Origin of the sequence: Methylobacterium sp. FF17, assembly GCF_025813715.1 — a bacterium.
GTDB classification, from domain to species: Bacteria; Pseudomonadota; Alphaproteobacteria; order Rhizobiales; family Beijerinckiaceae; genus Methylobacterium; species Methylobacterium flocculans.
Window position 1 is genome coordinate 4019224 of record NZ_CP107532.1, and the last position, 21007, is coordinate 4040230.

23 protein-coding genes are annotated in these 21007 nt (G+C 69.9%); 14 read left to right on the forward strand and 9 right to left on the reverse strand.

The window, feature by feature from the left end:
- The first annotated feature begins 3 nt into the window (after nucleotides 1-3).
- Nucleotides 4-462: a peptidylprolyl isomerase gene (locus OF380_RS19055; protein WP_264046716.1), complete on the forward strand. Its 459-nt coding sequence runs from the start codon at nucleotides 4-6 to the stop codon at nucleotides 460-462.
- Nucleotides 463-576: 114 nt separating this feature from the next.
- On the opposite strand, the gene mobA is transcribed toward OF380_RS19055, so the two are convergent.
- Both mobA and OF380_RS19065 read right to left on the reverse strand, forming a co-directional pair.
- Entirely contained in the window at nucleotides 577-1209 is a 633-nt protein-coding gene (gene mobA, locus OF380_RS19060) for a molybdenum cofactor guanylyltransferase MobA (protein ID WP_264046718.1), read from the reverse strand.
- Nucleotides 1210-1216: 7 nt separating this feature from the next.
- Nucleotides 1217-2341, reverse strand: coding sequence for an Mrp/NBP35 family ATP-binding protein (locus OF380_RS19065; protein WP_264046720.1), 1125 nt, complete (start codon nucleotides 2339-2341; stop codon nucleotides 1217-1219).
- A gap of 472 nt (nucleotides 2342-2813) precedes the next feature.
- Between OF380_RS19065 and OF380_RS19070 the strand changes: the two genes are divergently transcribed.
- From OF380_RS19070 to pncB, 3 genes are all read left to right on the forward strand, one after another.
- Nucleotides 2814-4088, forward strand: a complete 1275-nt coding sequence (locus tag OF380_RS19070) for a GGDEF domain-containing protein (protein ID WP_264046722.1) — start codon at nucleotides 2814-2816, stop codon at nucleotides 4086-4088.
- Between the two features lie 65 nt (nucleotides 4089-4153).
- Nucleotides 4154-4657 (forward strand): pyridoxamine 5'-phosphate oxidase family protein, encoded by a 504-nt coding sequence (locus tag OF380_RS19075; RefSeq protein WP_264046724.1) that lies wholly within the window; start codon nucleotides 4154-4156, stop codon nucleotides 4655-4657.
- A 192-nt stretch (nucleotides 4658-4849) separates the two neighbouring features.
- A complete protein-coding gene (gene pncB / locus OF380_RS19080; protein ID WP_264046727.1) occupies nucleotides 4850-6142 on the forward strand; it encodes a nicotinate phosphoribosyltransferase in 1293 nt (430 codons plus the stop codon).
- A 19-nt stretch (nucleotides 6143-6161) separates the two neighbouring features.
- Here pncB and OF380_RS19085 read toward each other — a convergent pair whose 3' ends face one another.
- Nucleotides 6162-7250 (reverse strand): methyl-accepting chemotaxis protein, encoded by a 1089-nt coding sequence (locus OF380_RS19085; RefSeq protein ID WP_264046729.1) that lies wholly within the window; start codon nucleotides 7248-7250, stop codon nucleotides 6162-6164.
- 571 nt (nucleotides 7251-7821) lie between these two features.
- On the opposite strand from OF380_RS19085, the gene OF380_RS19090 reads away from it, so the two are divergent.
- Both OF380_RS19090 and hisN read left to right on the forward strand, forming a co-directional pair.
- Nucleotides 7822-9777: an AI-2E family transporter gene (locus OF380_RS19090; RefSeq protein WP_264046731.1), complete on the forward strand. Its 1956-nt coding sequence runs from the start codon at nucleotides 7822-7824 to the stop codon at nucleotides 9775-9777.
- Nucleotides 9778-9903: 126 nt separating this feature from the next.
- Entirely contained in the window at nucleotides 9904-10692 is a 789-nt protein-coding gene (gene hisN / locus OF380_RS19095; protein ID WP_264046733.1) for a histidinol-phosphatase, read from the forward strand.
- Here the strand turns inward: hisN and OF380_RS19100 are convergent.
- Nucleotides 10682-11674, reverse strand: a complete 993-nt coding sequence (locus tag OF380_RS19100) for an alpha/beta fold hydrolase (RefSeq protein WP_264046735.1) — start codon at nucleotides 11672-11674, stop codon at nucleotides 10682-10684. The genes hisN and OF380_RS19100 overlap by 11 nt on opposite strands.
- 193 nt (nucleotides 11675-11867) lie before the next feature.
- On the opposite strand from OF380_RS19100, the gene OF380_RS19105 reads away from it, so the two are divergent.
- On the forward strand, nucleotides 11868-12341 hold the full coding sequence (locus OF380_RS19105; protein WP_264046737.1) for an Hsp20 family protein: 474 nt from the start codon (nucleotides 11868-11870) through the stop codon (nucleotides 12339-12341).
- A gap of 138 nt (nucleotides 12342-12479) precedes the next feature.
- On the opposite strand, the gene OF380_RS19110 is transcribed toward OF380_RS19105, so the two are convergent.
- Together OF380_RS19110 and OF380_RS19115 are read right to left on the reverse strand one after the other, a co-directional pair.
- Nucleotides 12480-12776: a hypothetical protein gene (locus OF380_RS19110; protein ID WP_264046739.1), complete on the reverse strand. Its 297-nt coding sequence runs from the start codon at nucleotides 12774-12776 to the stop codon at nucleotides 12480-12482.
- Nucleotides 12777-12889: 113 nt separating this feature from the next.
- Nucleotides 12890-13348, reverse strand: coding sequence for an RNA polymerase subunit sigma-70 (locus tag OF380_RS19115; protein ID WP_264046741.1), 459 nt, complete (start codon nucleotides 13346-13348; stop codon nucleotides 12890-12892).
- Nucleotides 13349-13639: 291 nt separating this feature from the next.
- Here OF380_RS19115 and OF380_RS19120 point away from each other — a divergent pair, with 291 nt between their 5' ends.
- Nucleotides 13640-14506: a Kdo hydroxylase family protein gene (locus tag OF380_RS19120; protein ID WP_264046743.1), complete on the forward strand. Its 867-nt coding sequence runs from the start codon at nucleotides 13640-13642 to the stop codon at nucleotides 14504-14506.
- A 41-nt stretch (nucleotides 14507-14547) separates the two neighbouring features.
- Complete coding sequence (locus tag OF380_RS19125) at nucleotides 14548-14847, forward strand: antibiotic biosynthesis monooxygenase family protein (RefSeq protein WP_264046745.1); 300 nt, start codon at nucleotides 14548-14550, stop codon at nucleotides 14845-14847.
- A 66-nt stretch (nucleotides 14848-14913) separates the two neighbouring features.
- Here OF380_RS19125 and OF380_RS19130 read toward each other — a convergent pair whose 3' ends face one another.
- Nucleotides 14914-15333 carry a hypothetical protein gene (locus tag OF380_RS19130; RefSeq protein ID WP_264046747.1) on the reverse strand — a complete coding sequence of 140 codons (420 nt, stop codon included), beginning with the start codon at nucleotides 15331-15333 and terminating at the stop codon, nucleotides 14914-14916.
- Between the two features lie 80 nt (nucleotides 15334-15413).
- Nucleotides 15414-15770, reverse strand: coding sequence for a hypothetical protein (locus OF380_RS19135; protein WP_264046749.1), 357 nt, complete (start codon nucleotides 15768-15770; stop codon nucleotides 15414-15416).
- Between the two features lie 224 nt (nucleotides 15771-15994).
- Here OF380_RS19135 and hemC point away from each other — a divergent pair, with 224 nt between their 5' ends.
- Nucleotides 15995-16918, forward strand: a complete 924-nt coding sequence (hemC, locus tag OF380_RS19140; protein ID WP_264046751.1) for a hydroxymethylbilane synthase — start codon at nucleotides 15995-15997, stop codon at nucleotides 16916-16918.
- A gap of 15 nt (nucleotides 16919-16933) precedes the next feature.
- Here hemC and OF380_RS19145 read toward each other — a convergent pair whose 3' ends face one another.
- Entirely contained in the window at nucleotides 16934-17347 is a 414-nt protein-coding gene (locus OF380_RS19145; RefSeq protein WP_264046753.1) for a response regulator, read from the reverse strand.
- A gap of 174 nt (nucleotides 17348-17521) precedes the next feature.
- Between OF380_RS19145 and OF380_RS19150 the strand changes: the two genes are divergently transcribed.
- The 4 genes from OF380_RS19150 to tilS all read left to right on the forward strand — a co-directional run bounded on the left by OF380_RS19150 (nucleotide 17522) and on the right by tilS (nucleotide 20978).
- Complete coding sequence (locus OF380_RS19150; RefSeq protein ID WP_264046755.1) at nucleotides 17522-17968, forward strand: Hpt domain-containing protein; 447 nt, start codon at nucleotides 17522-17524, stop codon at nucleotides 17966-17968.
- Nucleotides 17969-18387: 419 nt separating this feature from the next.
- A complete protein-coding gene (pal, locus tag OF380_RS19155; RefSeq protein ID WP_264046757.1) occupies nucleotides 18388-18906 on the forward strand; it encodes a peptidoglycan-associated lipoprotein Pal in 519 nt (172 codons plus the stop codon).
- Between the two features lie 96 nt (nucleotides 18907-19002).
- Nucleotides 19003-19962 carry a tol-pal system protein YbgF gene (ybgF, locus tag OF380_RS19160; RefSeq protein ID WP_264046759.1) on the forward strand — a complete coding sequence of 320 codons (960 nt, stop codon included), beginning with the start codon at nucleotides 19003-19005 and terminating at the stop codon, nucleotides 19960-19962.
- Nucleotides 19950-20978, forward strand: coding sequence for a tRNA lysidine(34) synthetase TilS (tilS, locus tag OF380_RS19165; protein ID WP_404810621.1), 1029 nt, complete (start codon nucleotides 19950-19952; stop codon nucleotides 20976-20978). Before ybgF ends, tilS begins: the two co-directional genes overlap by 13 nt.
- Nucleotides 20979-21007 lie beyond the last annotated feature (29 nt).

The window sequence follows — 21007 nt, forward strand, 5'->3', positions numbered from 1 at the left end:
ACCATGGCAGAGACCGAAACCATCACCCTGGAGACCACCAAGGGCCGCGTCGTGATCGGGCTGCGCCCCGACCTCGCCCCGAACCATGTCGAGCGCCTGAAGACGCTCGCCGCGCAGGGCTTCTACGACGGCGTGCCGTTCCACCGCGTCATCGACGGCTTCATGGCGCAGACCGGCGACCCGACCGGCACGGGCTCGGGCGGTTCCGACCTCCCCGACCTCAACGCCGAATTCAACGCCGAGCCGCACGTGCGCGGCACCTGCTCGATGGCCCGCACCAACTTCCCGCACTCGGCCAACTCGCAGTTCTTCATCTGCTTCGGCGATGCCCGCTTCCTGGACAAGCAATACACGGTCTGGGGCAAGGTCGTTGAGGGCATGGACGTGGTCGACACCCTGAACAAGGGCGAGCCGCCGCGCTCCCCCGACAAGATCGTCAAGGCGACCGTCGACGCCGCCTGATCCCCATGCCGTCCGGTCCCGGTTCCACCCGGGACCGGACGGCCGAGGCCCGGAAGTCCCCGATAGCGAAGGGGCGTCCGCGCCTGCAGCGCGCTATCGCCCTGACGCGACGGATCAGGATCGCTCGGCGCCGGCGAGCACGCGCTCGGCCGCGGCCAGATCCTCGGGTGTGTTGATGTTGGCGAAGGGATCGTGGGGCTCCGTCGGCCACGAGACCGGCACCGCCCCGTGGCGCGCCAGGAACGCCCCGACCCGGCGCTCGCCCCGCTCCACCAGGGCCTGGCGCAGGTCCGCTCGCAGGGCCACCGGCCAGAGCGCGACCGTGAAATGCTCGCGCGTCCCCGATGCCGCCACCGCGATAGCATCCCCGTCCCGCACCGCCGCGAGCCGCGCCACGAGGTCCGGTGGCAGGAACGGCGCGTCGCCCGAGACGCTGGCGACGTGCGTGATCCCGGGGTGATGCAGCGCCGCGTGGTCGAGGCCGGCCAGGATGCCGGCGAGGGGACCGGGATGGTCCGGGACGCCGTCCGGAACGATCTTCCCCGGAAACCCGGAGAAACGCCGCGCATCGCCGTTGGCGTTCAGGATCACGCCGGCCCCGCATTGGGGCGCGAAGCGGGCCAGCACGCGGTCGAGGAGCGTGCGCCCGCCGAGGAGCCGCAGGGGCTTGTCGCCCCCGCCCATGCGCCGCGACAGGCCGCCGGCCAGGATGAGGCCGAGGACGTCCGGCACCGGAACCGCCGGCATGCGAGGGCTACTCGATGACGATGCGGGGGGCCGCGCGGGGCGCCGGTCCGCCGGTGAGGTTGGCCCAGAGCTTGGCCGCGATGCCGCGATAGACCTGCGCATGCGGGCCGTCCGGGTCCACCGCCACCACGGGGCGGCCGGCATCGGAGGTCTCGCGGATCGTCATGTTGAGCGGCACCTCCCCGAGGAACGGCACCTCCAGGCGCTCGGCCTCCGCCCGCGCGCCGCCATGCCCGAAGATGTGCGAGGCCGTGCCGCAATGCGGGCAGATGAAGGTCGCCATGTTCTCGATCACACCGAGGATGGGAACCGCGACCTTCCGGAACATGGTCACGCCGCGCCGCGCATCGATCAGGGCGAGGTCCTGCGGCGTCGACACGATGACCGCCCCCGAGAGCGGGGTCGCCTGCGCCATGGTCAGCTGCGCGTCGCCGGTGCCGGGGGGCATGTCGACCACGAGCACGTCGAGCTCGCCCCAGGCGACCTCGCGCAGCATCTGGGTGATCGCCGACTGAACCATCGGCCCGCGCCAGATCATCGCCGTCTCGGCCTCGATCAGGAAGCCGATGGACATCACCTTGATGCCGAAGCCTTCCATGGGCGCCAGCAGCCGCTCCTCGATGACCTTGGGCTTGCCCGACAGGCCGAACAGCTTCGGCACGGAGGGGCCGTAGATATCGGCATCGAGCAGCCCGACCCTCAGCCCCTGCGCGGAGAGCGCGAGGGCGAGGTTACAGGCCGTGGTGGACTTGCCGACGCCGCCCTTGCCGGAGGCCACCGCGACGATGTGCCGGACCCCCGGCAGGGCCGGGCCGGTGCGCTGGGGGGGAACGGCCGGGCGGCCGGGGGCCGGCGGCTGCGGCGGCGCCGGCTGGTTCGGCCCGCGCTCGGAGGTCAGGCTTGCGAAGACGCCCGAGACGCCGGGCGCGGCGAGGATCGCCCCTTCCGCCTGACGTCGGATCGGCTCGAAGCGCTGGGCCTCGCTCGGATCGATAAGGATCGAGAACATGACCCGGTTGGTGGGGTCCACCACCACCTGCGACAGGCGCCCGGAGGCGGGCAGGGTGGTGCCGGCGGCATCGACCGTCACGGTCGAGAGCACCTTCAGCACATCGTCTCGGGTGATCGCCAAGGGTCTGGCTCCTTGCCGCGAGCGGCCGGACGAGGCTCGGCGCGGAGGTGAGGAAGAGGATCGTGGAGGCTCCGGCGGTCGCCCTTCGTCCACGCGAGGTCCCATGCGACAGCACAGGCCGCGTCCGAGCGCAAGCGGCGGCCTCGTGTGAGGGGGCGAGACAGGCCGTCACGGGGGCCACCCGCCAGGAATTCGCAGGTTTCCGCGCAGTGCCGACGTCCGCGATGTCGCTCGATCACAGATTGCATTCACAGATCGGTAGGCATGCGGTGAATGGACCGGACGGCGCCTGCGTCTTCTTCCCGTACTGCAACGTTCGGTGCTGGACAGAAGAGAGTCGGGACGCTGCGGCGGCCCGGCCCGACACGGGATAACCTCAGCCTTGTTCCACTGGTCACGTCGCCCGTTCCCGAGTCCGCACGGCGCGGTGACGGCATGCCCGCGCGGGGAGGTCGCCGACCGCGACCTCACGATGAGCCCACGCCTACTGCGCTTCTCCCGCCCCGTCTCGGCGCGCTACGAGATCGATACGGGGCGCGAGCGGGCCCGCCACCTGCGCCGCACGATCCTGATCGGCCTCGTCTTCCATAACGGCTACAACCTGACGACGGCGCTGCTGATGCCCGGCATGCTGCCTCTGGCGCTCGGCCTGCGGCTGCTCCTGGTGACGCCGCTGGGGCTCCTCCTGGCCTGGGCCGTGACCCGGATGCCGGGTCCGACGCGCGAGCGCATGGTCACCGCCACGATGCTGCTCGTGATCGGGGTCCCCATCCTGCTCTTCTGTCTCGAACCGGGGCCGATGAGCGCCATCTGCATGGTCGAGTACCCGCTGATGCTGGTCTTCGCCACCATGATGCTGGTCCTGCGCTTTCCCCACGCGCTGGTGGTCACGGGCATCGGCGCGGCGGCGTCCTTCGCCGGCCTCTGGCTGCGGTCGGACCTCGCGCCCGAACTCACCCTGTGCCTGGCCTTCCAGACCCTGACCGGCAGCTTCTTCGTCCTCTACGGCAATCACCGGATCGAGGCGGTGCACCGGCGCGCCTACCTCGTCTCGCTGCGCGAGATCCTGCGCTCGGCCGACCTCGAGCATGACCGGCGGGTGCTGACCGTGCTGTCGGAGACCGATGCCCTGACGGGGCTCGCCAACCGCCGCGCCCTGGACTCCGCCCTCGATGCCTCGGCCGGCGAGCCGCGCGGCACCGCGCTGCTGATGATCGACGTCGACCACTTCAAGCGCTTCAACGACACGTACGGCCATCCGGCGGGGGACGACTGCCTGCGCCGCCTCGCCGAGGCCCTGGCCGACGAGACCCGGGGCGGACGCGATCTCGTGGCCCGCTACGGGGGCGAGGAATTCTCGATCCTGATGCGGGGCTGCGAGGCCCGCGCGGTGGAGCGGGTCGTCGCGCGTCTGCGTGCCCGGATCGCCCGCCTCGCCATCCCGCACGGCGCCCGGGGCGACGATCTCGCGGTGATCTCCGTGAGCATCGGCGTGGCCCTGAGGGGAGCGGGGGCCACCGTCGGGCCGAGGGAGCTTCTCGTCCAGGCCGATGGCGCCCTCTACGAGGCCAAGCGGCAGGGCCGGAACCGCCACGTGATCCGGTTCGTGGGCGAAGTGGGTCTCTTGGAGGAGCGCCGCCCCGGCCGGCTGGCCGCCCTGCGCCGCATGCACGCCCGATCGGTCAAGCCCATGCCGAGCAAGGGCCCGGCGGCAAGGCCCGAAACCAATGCCGCCCTGGCTCGTTGAGCAGACGAACCAGCGCCGCGCATCCGCGCCGGACAACCTTTCGATCAGTTGGAGACTGCGATCCCATGCACCAGGGCAACCACCGCGACCACGAGGGCGCCAAGAAGCTGTTCGCCCTCATCAAGGACGTCAAGGTCGCGATGATGACCACGGCCGACCCGGACGGGAAGCTCTACAGCCGTCCGATGTGGTGCCAGGAGGCGGACGAGAACGGCGACCTGTGGTTCTTCACCAAGCTGCACTCGCCCAAGACCGCCGAGATCAGCAAGGACAACCAGATCAACCTCGCCTACTCCGATCCGTCGAGCCAGACCTACGTGTCGGTCGCCGGCAAGGCCGAGATCGTGACCGATCAGGCGGTCATCGACGACAAGTGGACCGAGAGCCTGAAGACCTGGTTCCCGAACGGCAAGGACGACCCGGAGGTCGCTCTCATCCGCGTTCACCCCGAGAAGGGCGAGTACTGGGACAGCCCGAACGCCACCATGCTGCACCTCTACGGGTACGTGAAGGCGGCCCTGACCGGCGAGTCCCCGAAGACCGAGACCAAGAAGGTCGATCTCGCCTGAGCCTCAGGCCCGGACGGACGGGGCGGCATGCCGAGGGGCGCGCCGCCCCGATGCGTTTTCGGGGCACAGCCCGTGCGGGAACCCGCCGCGCGGCGGCGTTGCCGTACCCGCGATTGACTTGTGACCGGGTGCCATGCGCCTCTGGCGCCGCGTGGGCGCCGAAGCCCCGTGTCAGGGGCCCCGATCCGAACCATGCTCGATCTCGCCACGCGGGTGTACAACCACAGCTTCAAGATCGACCCGATCGTCCGGTCGCTGCTCGACACGGATTTCTACAAGCTCCTGATGGCGCAGACGATCTTTCGCCGCCATCGCGAGGCCCAGGTCACCTTCGGCATCCAGAACCGCTCCCGCCAGGTACGCCTCGCCGAGTTCGTCGATGCGGGCGAACTCCGCGAGCAGCTCGACCATGCACGCTCGGTGTCCTTGAGCCGTGGCGAATCCACCTGGCTGCGCGGCAATACCTTCTACGGCCAGCGCCAGATGTTCTCCGCCGATTTCATGGACTGGCTCGAAGGATTCCGGCTCCCCGAGTACGAACTCGAGGCGCGCGACGGCCAATACGTGCTCACCTTCCACGGCCCCTGGCTCGAGACCACGATGTGGGAGGTGCCGGCGCTGGCGATCCTCAACGAGCTGCGCACGCGGGGCGTCGTGCGCCACCTCGGGAAGCTCGACCTGCAGGTGCTCTATGCCCGGGCGATGACGCGGGTCTGGGAGAAGATCGAGCGACTCCAGCGCCTGCCGGGGCTCTCCATCGCGGATTTCGGGACGCGCCGCCGTCACGGCTTCCTCTGGCAGGACTGGTGCGTCGAGGCGATGCACGAGGCGCTCGGCGACCGCTTCCTCGGAACCTCGAACTGCCTCATCGCCCTGCGCCGCGAGGTCGAGGCGGTGGGCACCAACGCCCACGAACTGCCGATGGTCTACGCCGCCCTCGCCGACGACGATGCCGCGCTTGCCCAGGCGCCGTACGCGGTGCTCGCCGACTGGCAGCAGGATTACGCCGGCAATCTCCTCGTGATGCTGCCCGATACCTACGGCACCACGGGCTTCCTGCGGAACGCCCCCGAATGGATGAGCGCCTGGACCGGCATCCGCATCGATTCGAAGGAGCCGATCGCCGGGGGCGAGGAGGCGATCGCCTGGTGGCGCGCCCGCGGATCGGACCCCCGCGAGAAACTCGCGATCTTCTCCGACGGTCTCGACATCGACACCATCGAGGCGATCCACGCCCATTTCCATGGCCGCATGCGGATCGGCTACGGCTGGGGCACGCTGCTCACCAACGACTTCCGGGGCCTCGTGCCGGACGGACGCCTCGATCCGATCTCCATCGTCTGCAAGGTGATCGCCGCGAACGGGCGGCCCACCGTGAAGATCTCGGACAACCCGTCGAAGGCGATCGGCCCCGAGGCCGAGATCGCACGCTACACCCGCGTCTTCGACATCGAGAACCAGGCCGCGATGCCGGTCCTCGTCTGAGCGAGGTGGGGGCCGGGTCTCAGCGCGGATCGCCCTGGACGATGACCCCGTACCAGCCGAGCCCCGCATAGGTCTCGTAGCCGGGCGTGCGGTGGAAGGCGGTCACGGCCCCGGTACGGGGGTCGAGATCGGCCCCGCTCGGGCGCCCCTTCGGGGTGAAGGCGAGGGTCTCCTCCAGCACCCCGCGCCCATCCGAGGCCGCGATCACGCGCTGCTTGGCATCCACGAGGAGGACCCGCGTGCGGGCGCGATCCGCATCGGACACGCGCACGCCGTCGACGATGGCACGGGCCTGGGCCTGCCAGTCGAAATGGATCGCGAGGACGCCGGTCGCCGCCCCGTGGGGATCTCCACCCGCCCGGATGCTGGCGCAATAGGTGGCCACCTGCGCGCCGTTCAGGCTCGACTGGCAGGCTACGTCGCCGGCCACGTATTCCTCCCCGCTGGCGAGGGCGGCGGCGCGGCGGAACCAGTCCTCGCCGGCCACGTTGCGACCCACCAGCGCGGGATACCGGTCCGGCCGCCCATGGGCGAGCACGTTGCCCTGGAGATCGCAGAGCCAGAGGTCGAGATACACGGTGTAGGCATCGAGGATGATGCCCAGGCGCCCGCTGGCATGGGCCGCCGCCGCCGGGCTCGGGACCGCCGCGCAATCCACGACGGCCGCATCCGTCGCCCACCAGCGCACGTCGCAGGTCCGCTCGTAGAGGTTGCGGTCGATGAGTTCGACGGCATTGAGCGCGAGATCGATCAACCGCTCGGTCTGCGATTCTTCCGCGAAGTTGCGGACACGGGTCTGCAGCCCCGCGATCCGGTTCGACAATTCGACCTCTAGGGCCTTGGCGACCCCTTCGACCTCCGCGCCGATGTTGCGCACCTCCTGCGCCACCACGGAGAACCCGCGTCCCATCTCGCCGGCCCGGGCGGCCTCGATCAGGGCGTTCAGCGCCAGGATCTTCACTTGCCCGGTGATCGCCTGAATGCGGCGGCTCTTCTCGGAAGAGATGTGGCGAAGCTCGGCGATCTCCGCGGCGATGCCGTGGAGGTTCGTGGCTTCGGGAGCCGTAGGTTGGGGGGCTGGGGGTTCGGAGCCCGCCCTCACCGCCATGTCCTGCAAAAGAGCCTCCAACCGCCTTCAGTAGAAAATCGAGAATCGTACGGCTTGTTCTAAGACTGAATTAAATACGCCCCTTCCACAGGATAGATTCCTGCTCCGCGCGGCTTACATTTTTCGGATTCCGCAAAAACTCAGATCAAAGATCCCGCCGTCGTTGGGCAAAGCGCAATCGGCGGATTTTGTCTCGCCCGATGACAGGCAATACTTTACGGATTTCGAAGCGTAGGCGGACGGTCGAGCTTCGGACGCTCGAAGACGATCGCGCCGGCCCCGTCGGCTGCGACGGGGCGATACTTCGCTGCGGCCGAGGATTCGTGAATTGTAACCACGCGGATGCCACGCGCTTCGGTTGGGAAGGCACCCTCAGGACAACCGGAAACTGGTCCATGGCGCGCGTTAAGCGCTGGAAGCCATGCGCGAAACGCGTGGCGCAGCGGCGAGCTCACGGCGGCGTGACGGGATCCGCCGCCGGGAGGGATCGTTTTCCGCAGGGTCGCCGTTCTTCAGGCGGTGGTGGCCGCGAGGCGGATTGCCGCGTGTCGCGTCGTGAAACGGAACCGGAATGGCCCTGAAATCAATCTCGAAGCCGTCCCTGGTCCCCCCGCGACCCACGCGCATCGCGGCGGCCGGTACGCCGCCCCAGGCCCTGACCTCCCCCCTGATCGTGGCCGCCCTCATCATGGTGGGCCTCTATGTCGGGCGGGACGTCCTGATCCCGATCGCCATCGCGATCCTGCTCTCCTTCGTGCTCGGCCCCCTGGTGAACCTGCTGCGGCGCTGGCATTTCGGCCGCTTCCTCTCGGTGGCGACCTCCGTGGTCATCGCCCTCGGAACCGCCGCCGCCCTCGCGACCCTGATCGGGGTGCAGCTCGCGGACATCGCCAAGGACGTGCCGCGCTACCGCAGCACCATCGAGCGCAAGATCGAGGGCTTGAGCGACACGCCGGCCGGTCGCCTCGCCGGCTACGTGGCCAGCATCGGCCGGACGATGCACGAGAGCCGCGAGGAGCCCAAACCCGAAACCCCGCCCAAGCCTGCGCCGCAGGCCGGTGCCGCGCCGCCCGAGAAGGCGATCCTCGTCGAGGTCAAGGAGCGTGCGCCGGGGCCGGTGACGCTGGCGGGCACGCTGCTCTCGCCGATCCTGCATCCGCTGGCCACCATCGGCATCGTCTTCGTGGTGCTGCTGTTCCTGCTGATGCAGCGCGAGGACCTGCGCGACCGCATGATCCGCCTCGCCGGCTCCAGCGACCTGCATCGCACCACCGTGGCGATGGACGACGCCGCCAAGCGCCTCAGCCGCTACTTCCTGGTTCAGCTCGGGCTGAACGCCTCCTTCGGCCTCGTGGTCGGCATCGGCCTCTACGTGCTGGGCGTGCCGAACCCGGTGCTCTGGGGCATCTTCTCGGCGCTGATGCGCTTCGTGCCCTACGTGGGCGCCTTCGTTTCGGCCCTGTTCCCGCTGGCGCTCGCCGCCGCCGTCGATCCCGGCTGGTCGATGGTGATCGGCACCCTCATCCTGTTCCTGATCCTCGAGCCGCTGGTGGGGCACTTCATCGAGCCGATGCTCTACGGGCAGTCGACCGGCATGTCGCCCTTCGCGGTCCTGGTCTCGGCCCTGTTCTGGACCTGGCTCTGGGGGCCTGTCGGCCTGCTTCTCTCCACGCCGCTGACCGTGTGCCTCGTCGTCCTGGGGCGGCACGTGGACAAGCTCGAGTTCCTCGACGTGCTGTTCGGGGACCGGCCGGCGCTGACCCCGGTGGAGAACTTCTATCAGCGGATCCTCGCCGACGACCCCGAGGAGGTGCAGGAGCATGCCGACCTCATCCTGAAGACGAGTTCGCTGACCGCCTACTACGACGAGGTGGTGATCCGGGGCCTCGAACTCGCCGCCCGCGACGCGGCGCGCGGGGTGCTCACCAGCGAGCAGAAGAACGATATCCGCACCAGCGTCGGCGGGCTCATCGAGGAACTGGCGGACCGGGACGACCTGCGCGGCGACACCGAGGCGAAGGCCGACCCGGACGCCCCGCGTCCGACGCCGGTCCCCGAGGTCTGGCGTCCCGCCGGCACCGTCCTGTGCGTGGCCGGGCGCAGCTTCGTCGACGAGGCCGCCTGCGCGATCCTGGCCCAGCTCCTGACCAAGCGCGGGATCGGCACGCGGGTGGCGCCGTTCTCGGACGTGGCGCGGGCGCGGATCGGCGAATTCGATGCCGGCCCCGCCAAGCTGGTCTGCGTGGTCTCGATGGCGATCAGCGGCGAGCCGACGCATCTGCGCCGCCTCGGCGAGCGCCTGCGGCGCAAGCTGCCCGACGCCTGCTTCATCCTCGGCCTGTGGCAGGCCGACGAGGCCCTCGACGAGGCCGCCCAGCGCCGCGCGGTCGATGCCGACATCCACGTCTCGTCGCTGCGCGCCGCCGTCGATGCGGTGGTCGCCACCGCCCATGGCGAGCGGGCCCCGGCGCGCACGGCCCCGGAGGCGAATGAGGGACTCGCCCGCGTTCAGCCCATGCCGGTCTGAAATCTGCCCATCCGAATTCCGTCCGTTGCACGCATCCAGTCCGATGCGGCCCGCCGCTTTTGGGGCTTGACCGGCGACGCTTCCGTCCGCTTCGCTCCCCCGGCGTTTCGCAGGAGGAAAGGGCCGATGAGCGTCGTCGATCTCGCGCGGTTCATGGACGATCTCGCCAACGCCTCGGGGCAGGCGATCCTGCCCTTCTTCCGGGCGGCCTTCGGCATGGACGACAAGGCGCGCGGTCATGCCGCCTTCGACCCCGTGACCGAGGCCGACCGGGCGGCGGAGGTGGCGATGCGCGGCATGATCCGGCGCGCCCTGCCGACCCACGGCATCCTCGGCGAGGAGTTCGGATCGGAGAATCTCGACGCGGAATGCGTCTGGGTGCTCGACCCCATCGACGGGACCCGGGCCTTCATCGCCGGCCTGCCGACCTGGGGCACGCTGATCGGCCTGACGCATCACGGCGCGGCCGTGCGCGGCCTGATGCACCAGCCCTACCTCGCCGAGCGCTTCTCGGGCGACGGCGCGAGCGCGACCCTGCGCTCGCCGCGCGGCACGCGGCCCCTCTACACGCGGCGCGGCACGGCCCTCGACCAGGCCATCCTCGCCACCACCGACCCGCGCCTGTTCGCGGACGGCGCGGAGCGCGAGCGCTTCCTCGGATTGGAGGGCGCCGTCCGGCTCTCCCGCTACGGCACGGATTGCTACGCCTACTGCATGCTGGCGGCGGGGCAGATCGATCTCGTGGTCGAGGCCGGCCTCAAGCCCTACGACATCGTCGCGCTGATCCCGATCGTCGAGGGGGCCGGCGGCGTCGTGACGACCTGGGACGGCGGCCCGGCGACGGGGGGCGGACGGATCGTGGCATCCGGCGACCGCCGCCTGCACGAGGCGGCCCTGCGCCACCTCAACCCGTAAGGCTCAGGCCTCGATCCCCCTCTCCGGCGCGCTCGGCCGCCTCGGACCCCGGCATGAAGGCATCGAAGGCCGCCCAGAAATCCTCGCGGATGCCGTCGCGCTCCGACAGGATCTCGTGGCGTGCATCCGGAAGCACGAGGATGTGCCCGGCCCGGAGCCCACGCGCGAAGCGCTCGGCGGTCCGCGTGCCGCAGACCGGGTCGGCGCCGGCGGCCACGATCAGGGTCGGTACGCCGATCCGCCCCGGCACGCTCGGGTCGGCGAGGCGCCGCATCGCCCGGAACGCCCCGGCGAGCCAGGCGATGCTGGGATCGCCCACGGCGCCGGCCCCGACATCGCGCGCGGCCGCCGCGTTGCGGGCATAGCGCTTCGGGTCGCGGCAGAGGCGGTTGTTCGGATAGGGCTTCGTGGCGATCGAGACGGCGGAACCGAACGGGACGTAGTGCCGCCCCCGCCCCAGCGCCTGGAGCACCCGGGCGAGCAGGGCCGCCCCGGCCGGCCAGCGCACCATGCGGATCGACAGCATCGGCGCCACGGTCACGAGGCGCCGGAACGGAAGCCAGCCGTCCAGGGCGCCCGTGAGCGCCACCGCGCCCCCCATGGAATGCGCCAGGCCCAGGTGCGGATGCGGCATGAGAGGGTTGAGGATGGTGTCCTCGATCGCCTTCAGGTCGCGGCGGTAATCGTCGAAATGCGCCACGTGGCCCCGGTGCGGATCGTCCACCTGCCGCTGCGACTCGCCCTGGCCCCGCCAGTCGAAGGCCACCACCGCGAAGCCGCGCCCCCGCAGGTCGGCGATGGTCTCGTAGTACTTCTCGATAAATTCGGCCCGCCCCTGAAGCAGGCAGACCGTTCCCTTCACCATCCGGGTGGTCGGGCGCCAATGGGCGGCGCGCAGTTCGATGCCGTCCTCGGTGCGCACGGCCTTGAGGGCCCCGCCGAGGGGAACGGGATTGTCGGGCGTGGAACGCAGGGTCAGCATCGCGAAGAGCTCATGGTCAGGGTCTCAGGTGACGGAAGCAGACAAAAAATTCGATCCTGGGGGGTGAGGAGGCTCTTGCGAGGCTGAAAGTGCCCCCCGATATCACGGGAGCACCGGCCAATACGGCGGTGCGACAGGTCCGGCCCTCGGGCGGACCGAATATCAGCATGTTGCTTCTTACGGAGAATGTGTGATGCGTCAGTTCGATCTTGCTCCCCTCTATCGCTCCACCGTCGGTTTCGACCGCCTGTTCTCGGCCCTCGACCAGTATGTCAGCGCCGATGCAGCCCCGACCTACCCGCCCTACAACATCGAGCGCACCGGCGAGAACGCCTACCGGATCACGGTGGCGGTGGCCGGCTTCACGGACTCCGATCTCGCGATCGAGGTCAAGGAGAATGCGCTGACGCTGAAGGGCGAGCGCAAGGCCGATGCCGGCAAGCCCGCGGAATTCCTGCATCAGGGCATCGCGGCCCGCGCCTTCGAGCGCCGTTTCCAGCTCGCCGACTACGTCCAGGTGACGGGTGCGGCCCTGGAAAACGGTCTCCTGCACATCGACCTCGTGCGTGAGATTCCGGAGGCGAAGAAGCCCCGCCAGATCCAGATCGCCACGGCTCGGGCGCAGAACGCCCCTGTGATCGAGGGTTCGGTCCAGCAGGCCGCTTAATCACGCGCCTGACCGCATCGTGTGGAGCGCCCCGGCCGACAGGCCGGGGCGTCTTTGTTCATGGCCTGTACGTTCGTGGCATCTGCCGCGCCATCGCGTGAGGCCGGGCGGAGCGTTGTGGGAGCGTTGTGGTTGCGTCTAGAAATCGTCGAACGGATCGCCGCGGCCCGGCTCGATGCAGCGGTAGCCCACGAAGCAGCGCGGCGTGTCGCCGGCCGGCGCGAAGGCCGGGACCGCGATCTCGGTGACCTCGCAGAAACTGCGATCCCGCACGAAGCGATCGTAGGTCTGCCCGCCCGTACCGAGGACGATGCCGCCCTGACGGCCCACCAGCGCCTTGGCCTGACCGCACGACATCGCGGTCGTGGAGGGGCGTTGCGCCTGCGCCGAGAAGGCCCACGCGGTGAGCAGCACGGCAAGGGGGAGGGCGCGCATCGAAGGGGTTCCAGCCGCAGCGTTCGTCTGATGCGGCAACGCCCCTTCGGCCGGCCTTGATCCCGCTTTGCTTCCGGGAAAAGCGCTTTGCGGAGACGGTCGGACGTGGCGACTCAGACGTCGCCGAAGACCAGTTGCCCCTGCGGGCTCGGACGGCGCGCGGACACCGCCGCCTTCCCACGCTTCGCCGACGCCTTACCGGAACTCCGCTGCGTGACCGGGCGCTTGGGCTGGGGATCGGCTCGCATGCGCGCCTTCGCCTTGTCCCGAGCGACCGCCTCCGGGGCATGCGGGTCGTCGTCGAGCCACTTGCCGCGCTTGATCACCTCGTTGACCCGGCCCTGATTGACGCCGACCTTGAAGGCGATCTCCTGCTGGGTCATCCCGGTGGAGGCATGCAGTTCCAGGATCGCGCGGGCGAGATCCGGCGTCATCTTCTGGCCGGTGAGGCGGCGGGCCGGCTTGATCGTCCGCGTGGCCCGGTCGCGGTCGCGCAGGCGCTCGAGGAGGGCGAGGGCCATGTGCATCCCGTGCTCGCGCAAGGACTCCTCGAATTCCTTCAACGTCGCCATCGTCGGCATCCTCATCGCCGCAGGGTTCCGAGACACCGGAACCACGGCTGTTCCATCAACGCGATCGAGACTCCAGGGTTGCGCCCGGAAGAACCAGGGTTGAGCCTGCCGGCACGGCCTGACAACTGGCAAGACCCGTCATCCACCGGTATTCGCGCTCGACTCGGCTCCGGTCCCGGCACTGGCCTTTCGCGAAAGATCGCCAAGGCTTACCGCGCGCGCCACGTGGTCAGCGGCCCGCCATTCGGGTAAACCGCCGGTCCCGCCGTGGATGTCGAGGAGTTCCGCCCGATGATCAGCCCGATCGTATCCGTTCCGCGCAACGGGCCGGCGCCCGGTGCGAGCCCCCTGGTGGAGGCCCTGGAGGACGGCGCGGTCCTGATGTTCCCCGACCTCGACTTTCCCCTGAGCCCCTTCGAGCAGCGGTTCGTCGAGCGTCCCTATGCCGACGGCAAGGCCAAGAACGTCAATATCCGGGGCGCCTCCGCCACCCTGAAGGGCGCGGCCGGAACCCCCGAGGAGCAGGAGGCCCTGCGCCAGCTGCTGATCCGCTACCGGGCCTTCGCGGAAGGGCTCGTGGCCGAGCACCTGCCGGTCTATGCCGGCAAGGTCTCGTTCGCCGGAACCTCCTACCGGCCCTTCGATGTCGACCAGCGCAAGCTCAGCTGGCGCCGCGACGACACCCGGCTGCACGTGGATGCCTTTCCGTCGAACCCGATCGGCGAAAAGCGCATCCTGCGGATCTTCCGCAACATCAACCCGAACGGGCAGCCGCGGCGCTGGCGCGTGGGCGAGGATTTCTCTGCGATGGCGGAGAAGTTCCTGCCGCGCCTGCCCGGCTACTCGCCGCTCTCGGCGCGTCTGCTCGCCACCCTGAAGATCACCAAGGCGCGGCGCTCGGAATACGACCACCTGATGCTGCACCTGCACGACGCCCTGAAGCAGGACCAGACCTACCAGGACACCGCTCCGCAAGCCGACGTGCACTTCGCCCCCGGCCAGACCTGGGTCACCTTCTCGGACCTGGTGATGCACGGGGCCATGGGCGGCCAGTACATGCTCGAGCAGACCGCCTACCTCGCGGTGGCCGACCAGGCCCACCCCGAGCGCAGCCCGCAGCGCCTGCTCGCCAAGGCGCTCGGCCGCCCCTTGCGCTGACCCTTTCCCACGCTCGCCACCCCACAGCCCGAGACAGAGCCATGATCCTCGAAATCGCGCAGATCGACATCAAGCCCGGCGCGGAGGCCGATTTCGAGGCGGGCATCGCCAAAGCCTCCGCGATCTTCAAGGCGGCGAAGGGCTGTCGCAGCTTCGCCCTGCGCCGCTCGGTCGAGAAGCCCCAGCGCTATCGCCTGCTGATCGAGTGGGACACCCTGGAAAACCACACCGAGGATTTCACCGGCTCGCAGGCGTGGCAGGATTATCGCGCCATGGTCTCCCCCTATTTCGAGTCGGCACCCAGCGTCGAGCACACGGAGCTGACCCTGCAGGCCTTCTGAGCGGGGGCGGTTCAGGAAGCGCCCGCACGGGCGCCCGAGCGGCGCCGAACGCCGCCCTGAAGGTCTTCAGCGTCCGGAGCCGCGCACCAGCATCTTGAGGCGGGCATCGAGGCGCTGCAGACGCGCATCGATGCCGCGCTGGGTGCACTTCATGAGGGTGTCTCCGGTATAGAAGCCGAACCGTTCGGCGCGTTCGCGACAATGCAGCAGCGGGGGCAGGGCGACGACGAGCCCGATCGGCCCGGTCAGCATGATCAGGGTGAGAAGCGCGGACGCTTTCCATCCGAGCCGGAAGCCTCCAACGCGATCGTCTCCGTCCGTTCCTTCGGACCGGTCCGGGGTCGACCTGAACCAGCGGCCGCCTGTCGTACCGGCGGGACGCCGGGCGATGCGTGCCCGCTCGTGAAGCGGCACGTCTCCTCGGGCCCGGGCAGGCGGGGATACCGGAGCGGTCTCGGCGGCGGCGGCCCCCGGCAGAAGCGTCATGTCGACCTCACACTCTGGATGCGGCCTGCGGATCGGGCCGGGTCTCGTTCGGGTTTCGGGGAGGGCAGGGCGCGGAGGCCTCAGCGGAGGCCGGCGGCAACGGTGCGGAGCTGGCCTTCGAGGGAAAAGACCCGGCCGGTGAGATCGCGTCGGGCGCAGGCGGTGCTCCGCAGGAATTCGGGCATCCACGAACCCTGCGCGGACCCCCCGCACTCGGTCAGCATCGTCGCGCCGAGCAGGATCGCCATCGGCCCCAGCATCAGCACCAGCTTGATCGCACCCCAGACCCCGATTCCGCCCCGGCGCGCGCGTCGCCGCCGCACCGGTTCGTGCCGAGGACGCGGGGCGGCCCCTGAATCCTCCGGGGTGACCGCGTCGAGCTCATCCGGGGGACCGAACCGCTCATGGGCATAGATTTCGAGCTTGCTGCGCTTCATGGGACGTCCGGGGAGCCGCGATCCGTCGCGAACCTTACGGCAGAGCTTCAGCGATGCGCGATCAAGGACACGCTAACGCCGGCCGGGCCGGCACGACGACGTCGCATCATGGCTTCGGAATCTCTTCGGTCCGACCGTCGATTTGACGGAACCGGTGACAGCGCGCCGTGGACTGCGTACCAAGTGCCAACGTCTTCGGTCCCGCGCTTCGAGCGAACCCGCCCATGATCCAACGCCCTCTCCGAATCGGAACGCGCGGCAGCCCGATGGCGCTGGCCCAGACCGGTATGGTCCGGGACCAGATCGTCGCGGCCAATCCGGGGCTCGAGACCGAGATCGTCGTGGTGAATACGGTGGCGGACCGCATCCTCGACCGGCCCCTGTCGGAGATCGGTGGCAAGGGCCTGTTCACCAAGGAGCTGGAGCAGGCACTCTTCGCCGACGTGGTCGATGTCGCGGTCCATTCGATGAAGGACGTCGAAACCTGGCTTCCGGACGGCCTCGTCATCGCCTGCATCCTGGAGCGGGACGACCCGCGCGACGCGTTCCTCTCGCGTGGGGCGGCCGGCTTCGCCGACCTCGCGCCCGGGTCGCGGGTGGGGACCTCATCCCTGCGGCGGGCGGCGCAGGTCCTGATGCGGCGGCCGGACCTTCGGATCGTGCCCCTGCGCGGCAATGCCAACACCCGGATGCGCAAGCTGGAGGAGGGCACCTGCGACGCGACGCTGCTGGCCCTCTGCGGATTGGAGCGCCTCGGCATGTCGGACATGGCCCGGAGCGTGCTCTCCGTCGAGGAGATGCTGCCGGCGGTGGCGCAGGGGGCGCTCGGCATCGAGTGCCGGGCGTCGGATGACGCGGTGCGGGCCCTGCTGGCGCCCCTGGCCTCGGCGCGCGCCACCGCCGAACTCGCCGCCGAACGCGGGCTGCTGGCGGAACTCGACGGGTCGTGCCGCACCCCGATCGCGGCGCTCGCCCGGATCGCGGACGACACACTCACGCTGGACGGCCTGCTCTTCCTGCCCGACGGCAGTGCCCATTGGGCCGTTCAGCGCGCCGGCCCCGTGGCCGACGCGGCGCGGATCGGACAGGAGGCCGGCGCCGAACTCAAGCGGGCGGCCGGCGACACCTACGCCCGCCACCTTCAGTGACGATCCCGGCCGGCGTCAGCCCATGGGCTGAAGCATCTGGGGACCATGGGGCCGCGGGAAGATCTGCGGCGCTTGCGGAAGCCCGGAGATCGGGGCCGCCGGCAACAGCCGCATCATCGTTCCGGCGAGATCGATCACGTCGTGGATGCGGAAGGGCTTGCTGAGGAAGACGCTCCCCGCTACGGCGCGCCGGTCGTTGCGTTCTCCCGTCGAGGTATAGATGACGGGAAGGCCCGGATTGAGCGTGCGGTACGCCTCCGCGACGGTCCAGCCGTCGATCAATCCCGGCAGGTTGATGTCCGTGATCAGCAGGGCGAGATCGGCGCCGCGCGGGTCCGACCCCGCCGCGCGGATCGCCGATACCGCCGCCTCGCCGCTGGACGCCGAAAGCACAGGCATCGCGCGCCGCTCGCACAGGCCCATGAGCATGTCGAGGAGCAGGTAATTGTCTTCCACGATGAGAACGTGACGCTGTCGCATCGATGGCACCAACTCTTTGCAGCACCGAATTATTCCGATATTCGTTAAGCACCGATCAACGGGCGTAGTGTTTCCGCATGTGGCTACGCAACGAACGCGTATCGAACACCGCTGGGCAATTCCATGCCGGACCAACCGCTCGTTCAGACATTGCAGCCGGAGGGATGTTCGGAAGTATCTCCCGATACTCCTCAGACCCAGACGGTCCTTGACAGACGGACCTCGCAAGCTGGTCAGCAGGTCTACGACGAATCCACCCTCAACGAGCTCGAAGATATCTTCGGGCGCACGCGTCTGATGGACCTGCTGGGTCGCCTCCGGGTCGAGATCGCGCTGCGGTTGCATGTCTCGACCAATGAACGCGACGTCCTCGGCCATGACGCTCACACCCTTCTGTCGGTGAGCGGCTCCCTGGGCTTCGTCAATCTGTCGCAGCGCTGTTCGGAGGTGGAGCAGGCCTATCTGCGTGGGGGCGACCTCGCCGCGCCCCTGGAAGCCGCGCGGCGGGCAGCGGGAGAGGCCATCGCGGCGATCGGAGCGCTGGAGGATGCGAGGACGGACCCCGTCTGATCCGCCGATACCGGGCTCGTTGCATTGCAGCAACAGCTTAGCCGTAAACGATGGACGGGCGGGATTCGACGCGGCGGCGCCGCAATCCGGGTCGAAGAGTGATGCTCACGAGGCCCGCAGCCCGCACGACACCTGAGTCTCACGCGAGACCCGGGTCTCATGGGAGACGTCGGCTCGAACACCGACAACGCTCCGTCAAGGTTGACGGAACCTTCGCTTAACCGAGTGCCGCTAAGAGTACGTCGCGCAACGCTCGCCCTCGGGCGTCCGAAACAGGACGGTCCGGCGGGCGTTTTGCGAGAGACACCAAGACCCGTCATCAAGACCCGTCAGCGAACAGGCCCCCTGGGGTCATGCGAAGCGATATCGCCGGCCTTGTCTCGCACAGCCGGCGGGTTCGCCCGAGGAGATACAGGATCATGTCCATGATTGCGCGCGCGCGCGTGTTTCCGCTGGCGGCCGCCCTCTGCGCCGCCCTCAGCCTGGCCGCCTGTACGAACGACAAGGACCTGGCCGACGCCTCCGGATTCGGCGGTGGCGGCGGCCTGAACGGTGGCGCCAACACGCCCGGCAGCGCGCAGGACTTCGTCGTGAATATCGGCGACCGGGTGTTCTTCGAGTCGGATTCCACCGACCTGACCTCGACCGCCACCGCCACCCTCGACAAGCAGGCGAACTGGCTGCAGCGCTATCCCCGCTACACCTTCCTGATCGAGGGCCATGCCGACGAGCGCGGCACGCGCGAGTACAACTTCTCCCTCGGTGAGCGCCGGGCCCAGTCGGTGAAGGATTACCTCGCCTCGCGCGGCATCGCGGGCGGCCGGATCCGCACCGTCTCCTATGGTAAGGAACGGCCGGTGGCGGTGTGCAACGATATTTCCTGCTGGTCGCAGAACCGCCGCGCCGTCACGGTCCTGGACCGCGGCGCCGGTTCGTAGGACCATCGGCCCCGTCACGGGCCCGGCCTTTTGCCGTGGACGGGCGCCGCTGTTATCCAGCGCCCATCCGCCCTCCGACCCTCGGTGCCGAACGCCATGCTCCGCCGCCTTCTCCTCGCGACCTGCGCTCTCTGCCTCGCCTCCAGCCCCATCACCCCGGCGCTGGCGCAGGATGCGTCGGACTTCGTGGTCCGGCTGAACCGGCTCGAGAACCAGTCGCGCCAGACCGCCGGCCAGATCGAGACGCTGCAGCACGAGAACCGCCAGTTGCGCGAGCAGCTGCGCAAGTTCCAAGAGGATGTGGAGTTCCGCCTGCAGGAGGCGAAGGGCGGACGCCAGGGCGCCCCCTCCGGCGGCAATCCCTCCGGCACCAACCCGGGCCAGCCCAAGACGCAGAAGCGCAGCGACGCCTTCGACCCGGACCAGAATCCCGGTCGACCGGGCGCGCCGCTGCAACTCGGGACCACGACGCCCACCTCGCCCGTCGCCGAGGCGCCGCGCGCGCGCAGCGTGCCGCCGACCGTGGTCGATGCCGACGACGCGGAACCGGGCCTGACGCCGCCCGGCCTCGGCGGACCCGTCGACCTCTCGCCCCCCGGCCGCGTGCCGACGACGGGCGCCCTGCCGAACCCGTCCCGGCCGCCGAGCGTGGCCTCCACGGGCTCGGGCGACTCCCGGGCCGATTACGAGGCGGCCTACGCCTATATCCTCCAGCGCCAGTACGAGCAGGCCGAGATGGGCTTGCGCCAGTTCATCCAGTCGCACCCGCGCGATACCCTCGTGCCGGCGGCGACCTACTGGCTCGGCGAGAGCTACCTGCAGCGCAACCGCAACCGTGAGGCGGCGGAGCAGTTCCTGAAGGTCTCGACCGACTATGCTCGCTCCGCCCAGGCTCCGGACGCCATGCTGAAGCTCGGCGCCTCGCTGAACGCGCTCGGCGCCCGCGAGCAGGCCTGCGCCACCCTGGCCGAACTGGAACGCAAGTTCCCCTCCGCCAGCGCCAGCGTCCGCCAGGGCGTCTCGCGCGAACAGAAGCGCGCGCGCTGCAGCGCCTGAGCCCGCTCGAGCCCGTCGGGGCGGCCGTCGAAGCGGCCCTTCGGCCCCATCTCGGCATCGGCGCGCCGGTGCTGCTCGCGGTATCCGGCGGCCCGGATTCGACGGCTCTGCTGGCCGCCGCCGCCGCGATCGGCCCACCCTCGGGCCTGCATGTCGCGACCGTCGATCACGGATTGCGACCCGAATCGTCCGAGGAAGCCCGGGCGGTGGCCGCGCTCAGCGCCCGCTACGGTATCCCGCACCGGACGCTCGCCTGGACCGGTGTGAAGCCGACGCGTGGCATCCAGGCGGCGGCCCGCGCGGCGCGCTACGCGCTTCTCGCCGACCATGCGACTGCGATCGGAGCGGAGCGCGTACTCACCGGCCACACCCGCGACGACCAGGCCGAGACCGTGCTGCTGCGGCTCCTGGCGGGGAGCGGTCCGGCCGGCCTCGCCGGCATGCGGCCCGAACGCCGGCTCTCCGGCGGCGTCCGCCTCGCGCGGCCCTTTCTGACGATCCCGAAGGCCAACCTCGTCGCTTATTGCGAAGCGCGCGCGCTCGGCTTCGCCCGCGATCCCTCGAACCGGGACGCGCGCTTCGCCCGCGTCCGCCTGCGCGACGCGATGACGATCCTGGGAGCGGAGGGCTTGACCGCCGAGCGGCTGTGCCGCCTCGCCGAACGCTGCGCCCGCGACGGGGCGGCCCTGGCGCGCGCGTCCGAGGTCGCCTTCGCGGCAGCCGTCAAGGCGTCCTCCGGACGATCGCTCCTCCTCGACGGCGCACGACTGCGGACCCTGCCGGACGCGGTCGTCCTGCGCGTCGTGAGTCTCGGCCTGGAGTGGGTGAACCCCGCAGGCGCGGAACGGCTCGAACGGCTGGAACGGCTCGTCTTCGAATCCCTCCTGCCCGCTCTGCGCACCGGCACGCCCTTGCGCCGGACCTTGCGGGCGGCGCTGGTGGAGGTGAATCCGGCCGGCGATCTCGCCCTGGCTCCCGCCCCGCCGCGCCGTACGCCAGCCCGGTCACGCGCCTGAGAGACTCGGGTCCAGGTGCGGCCTTGCCG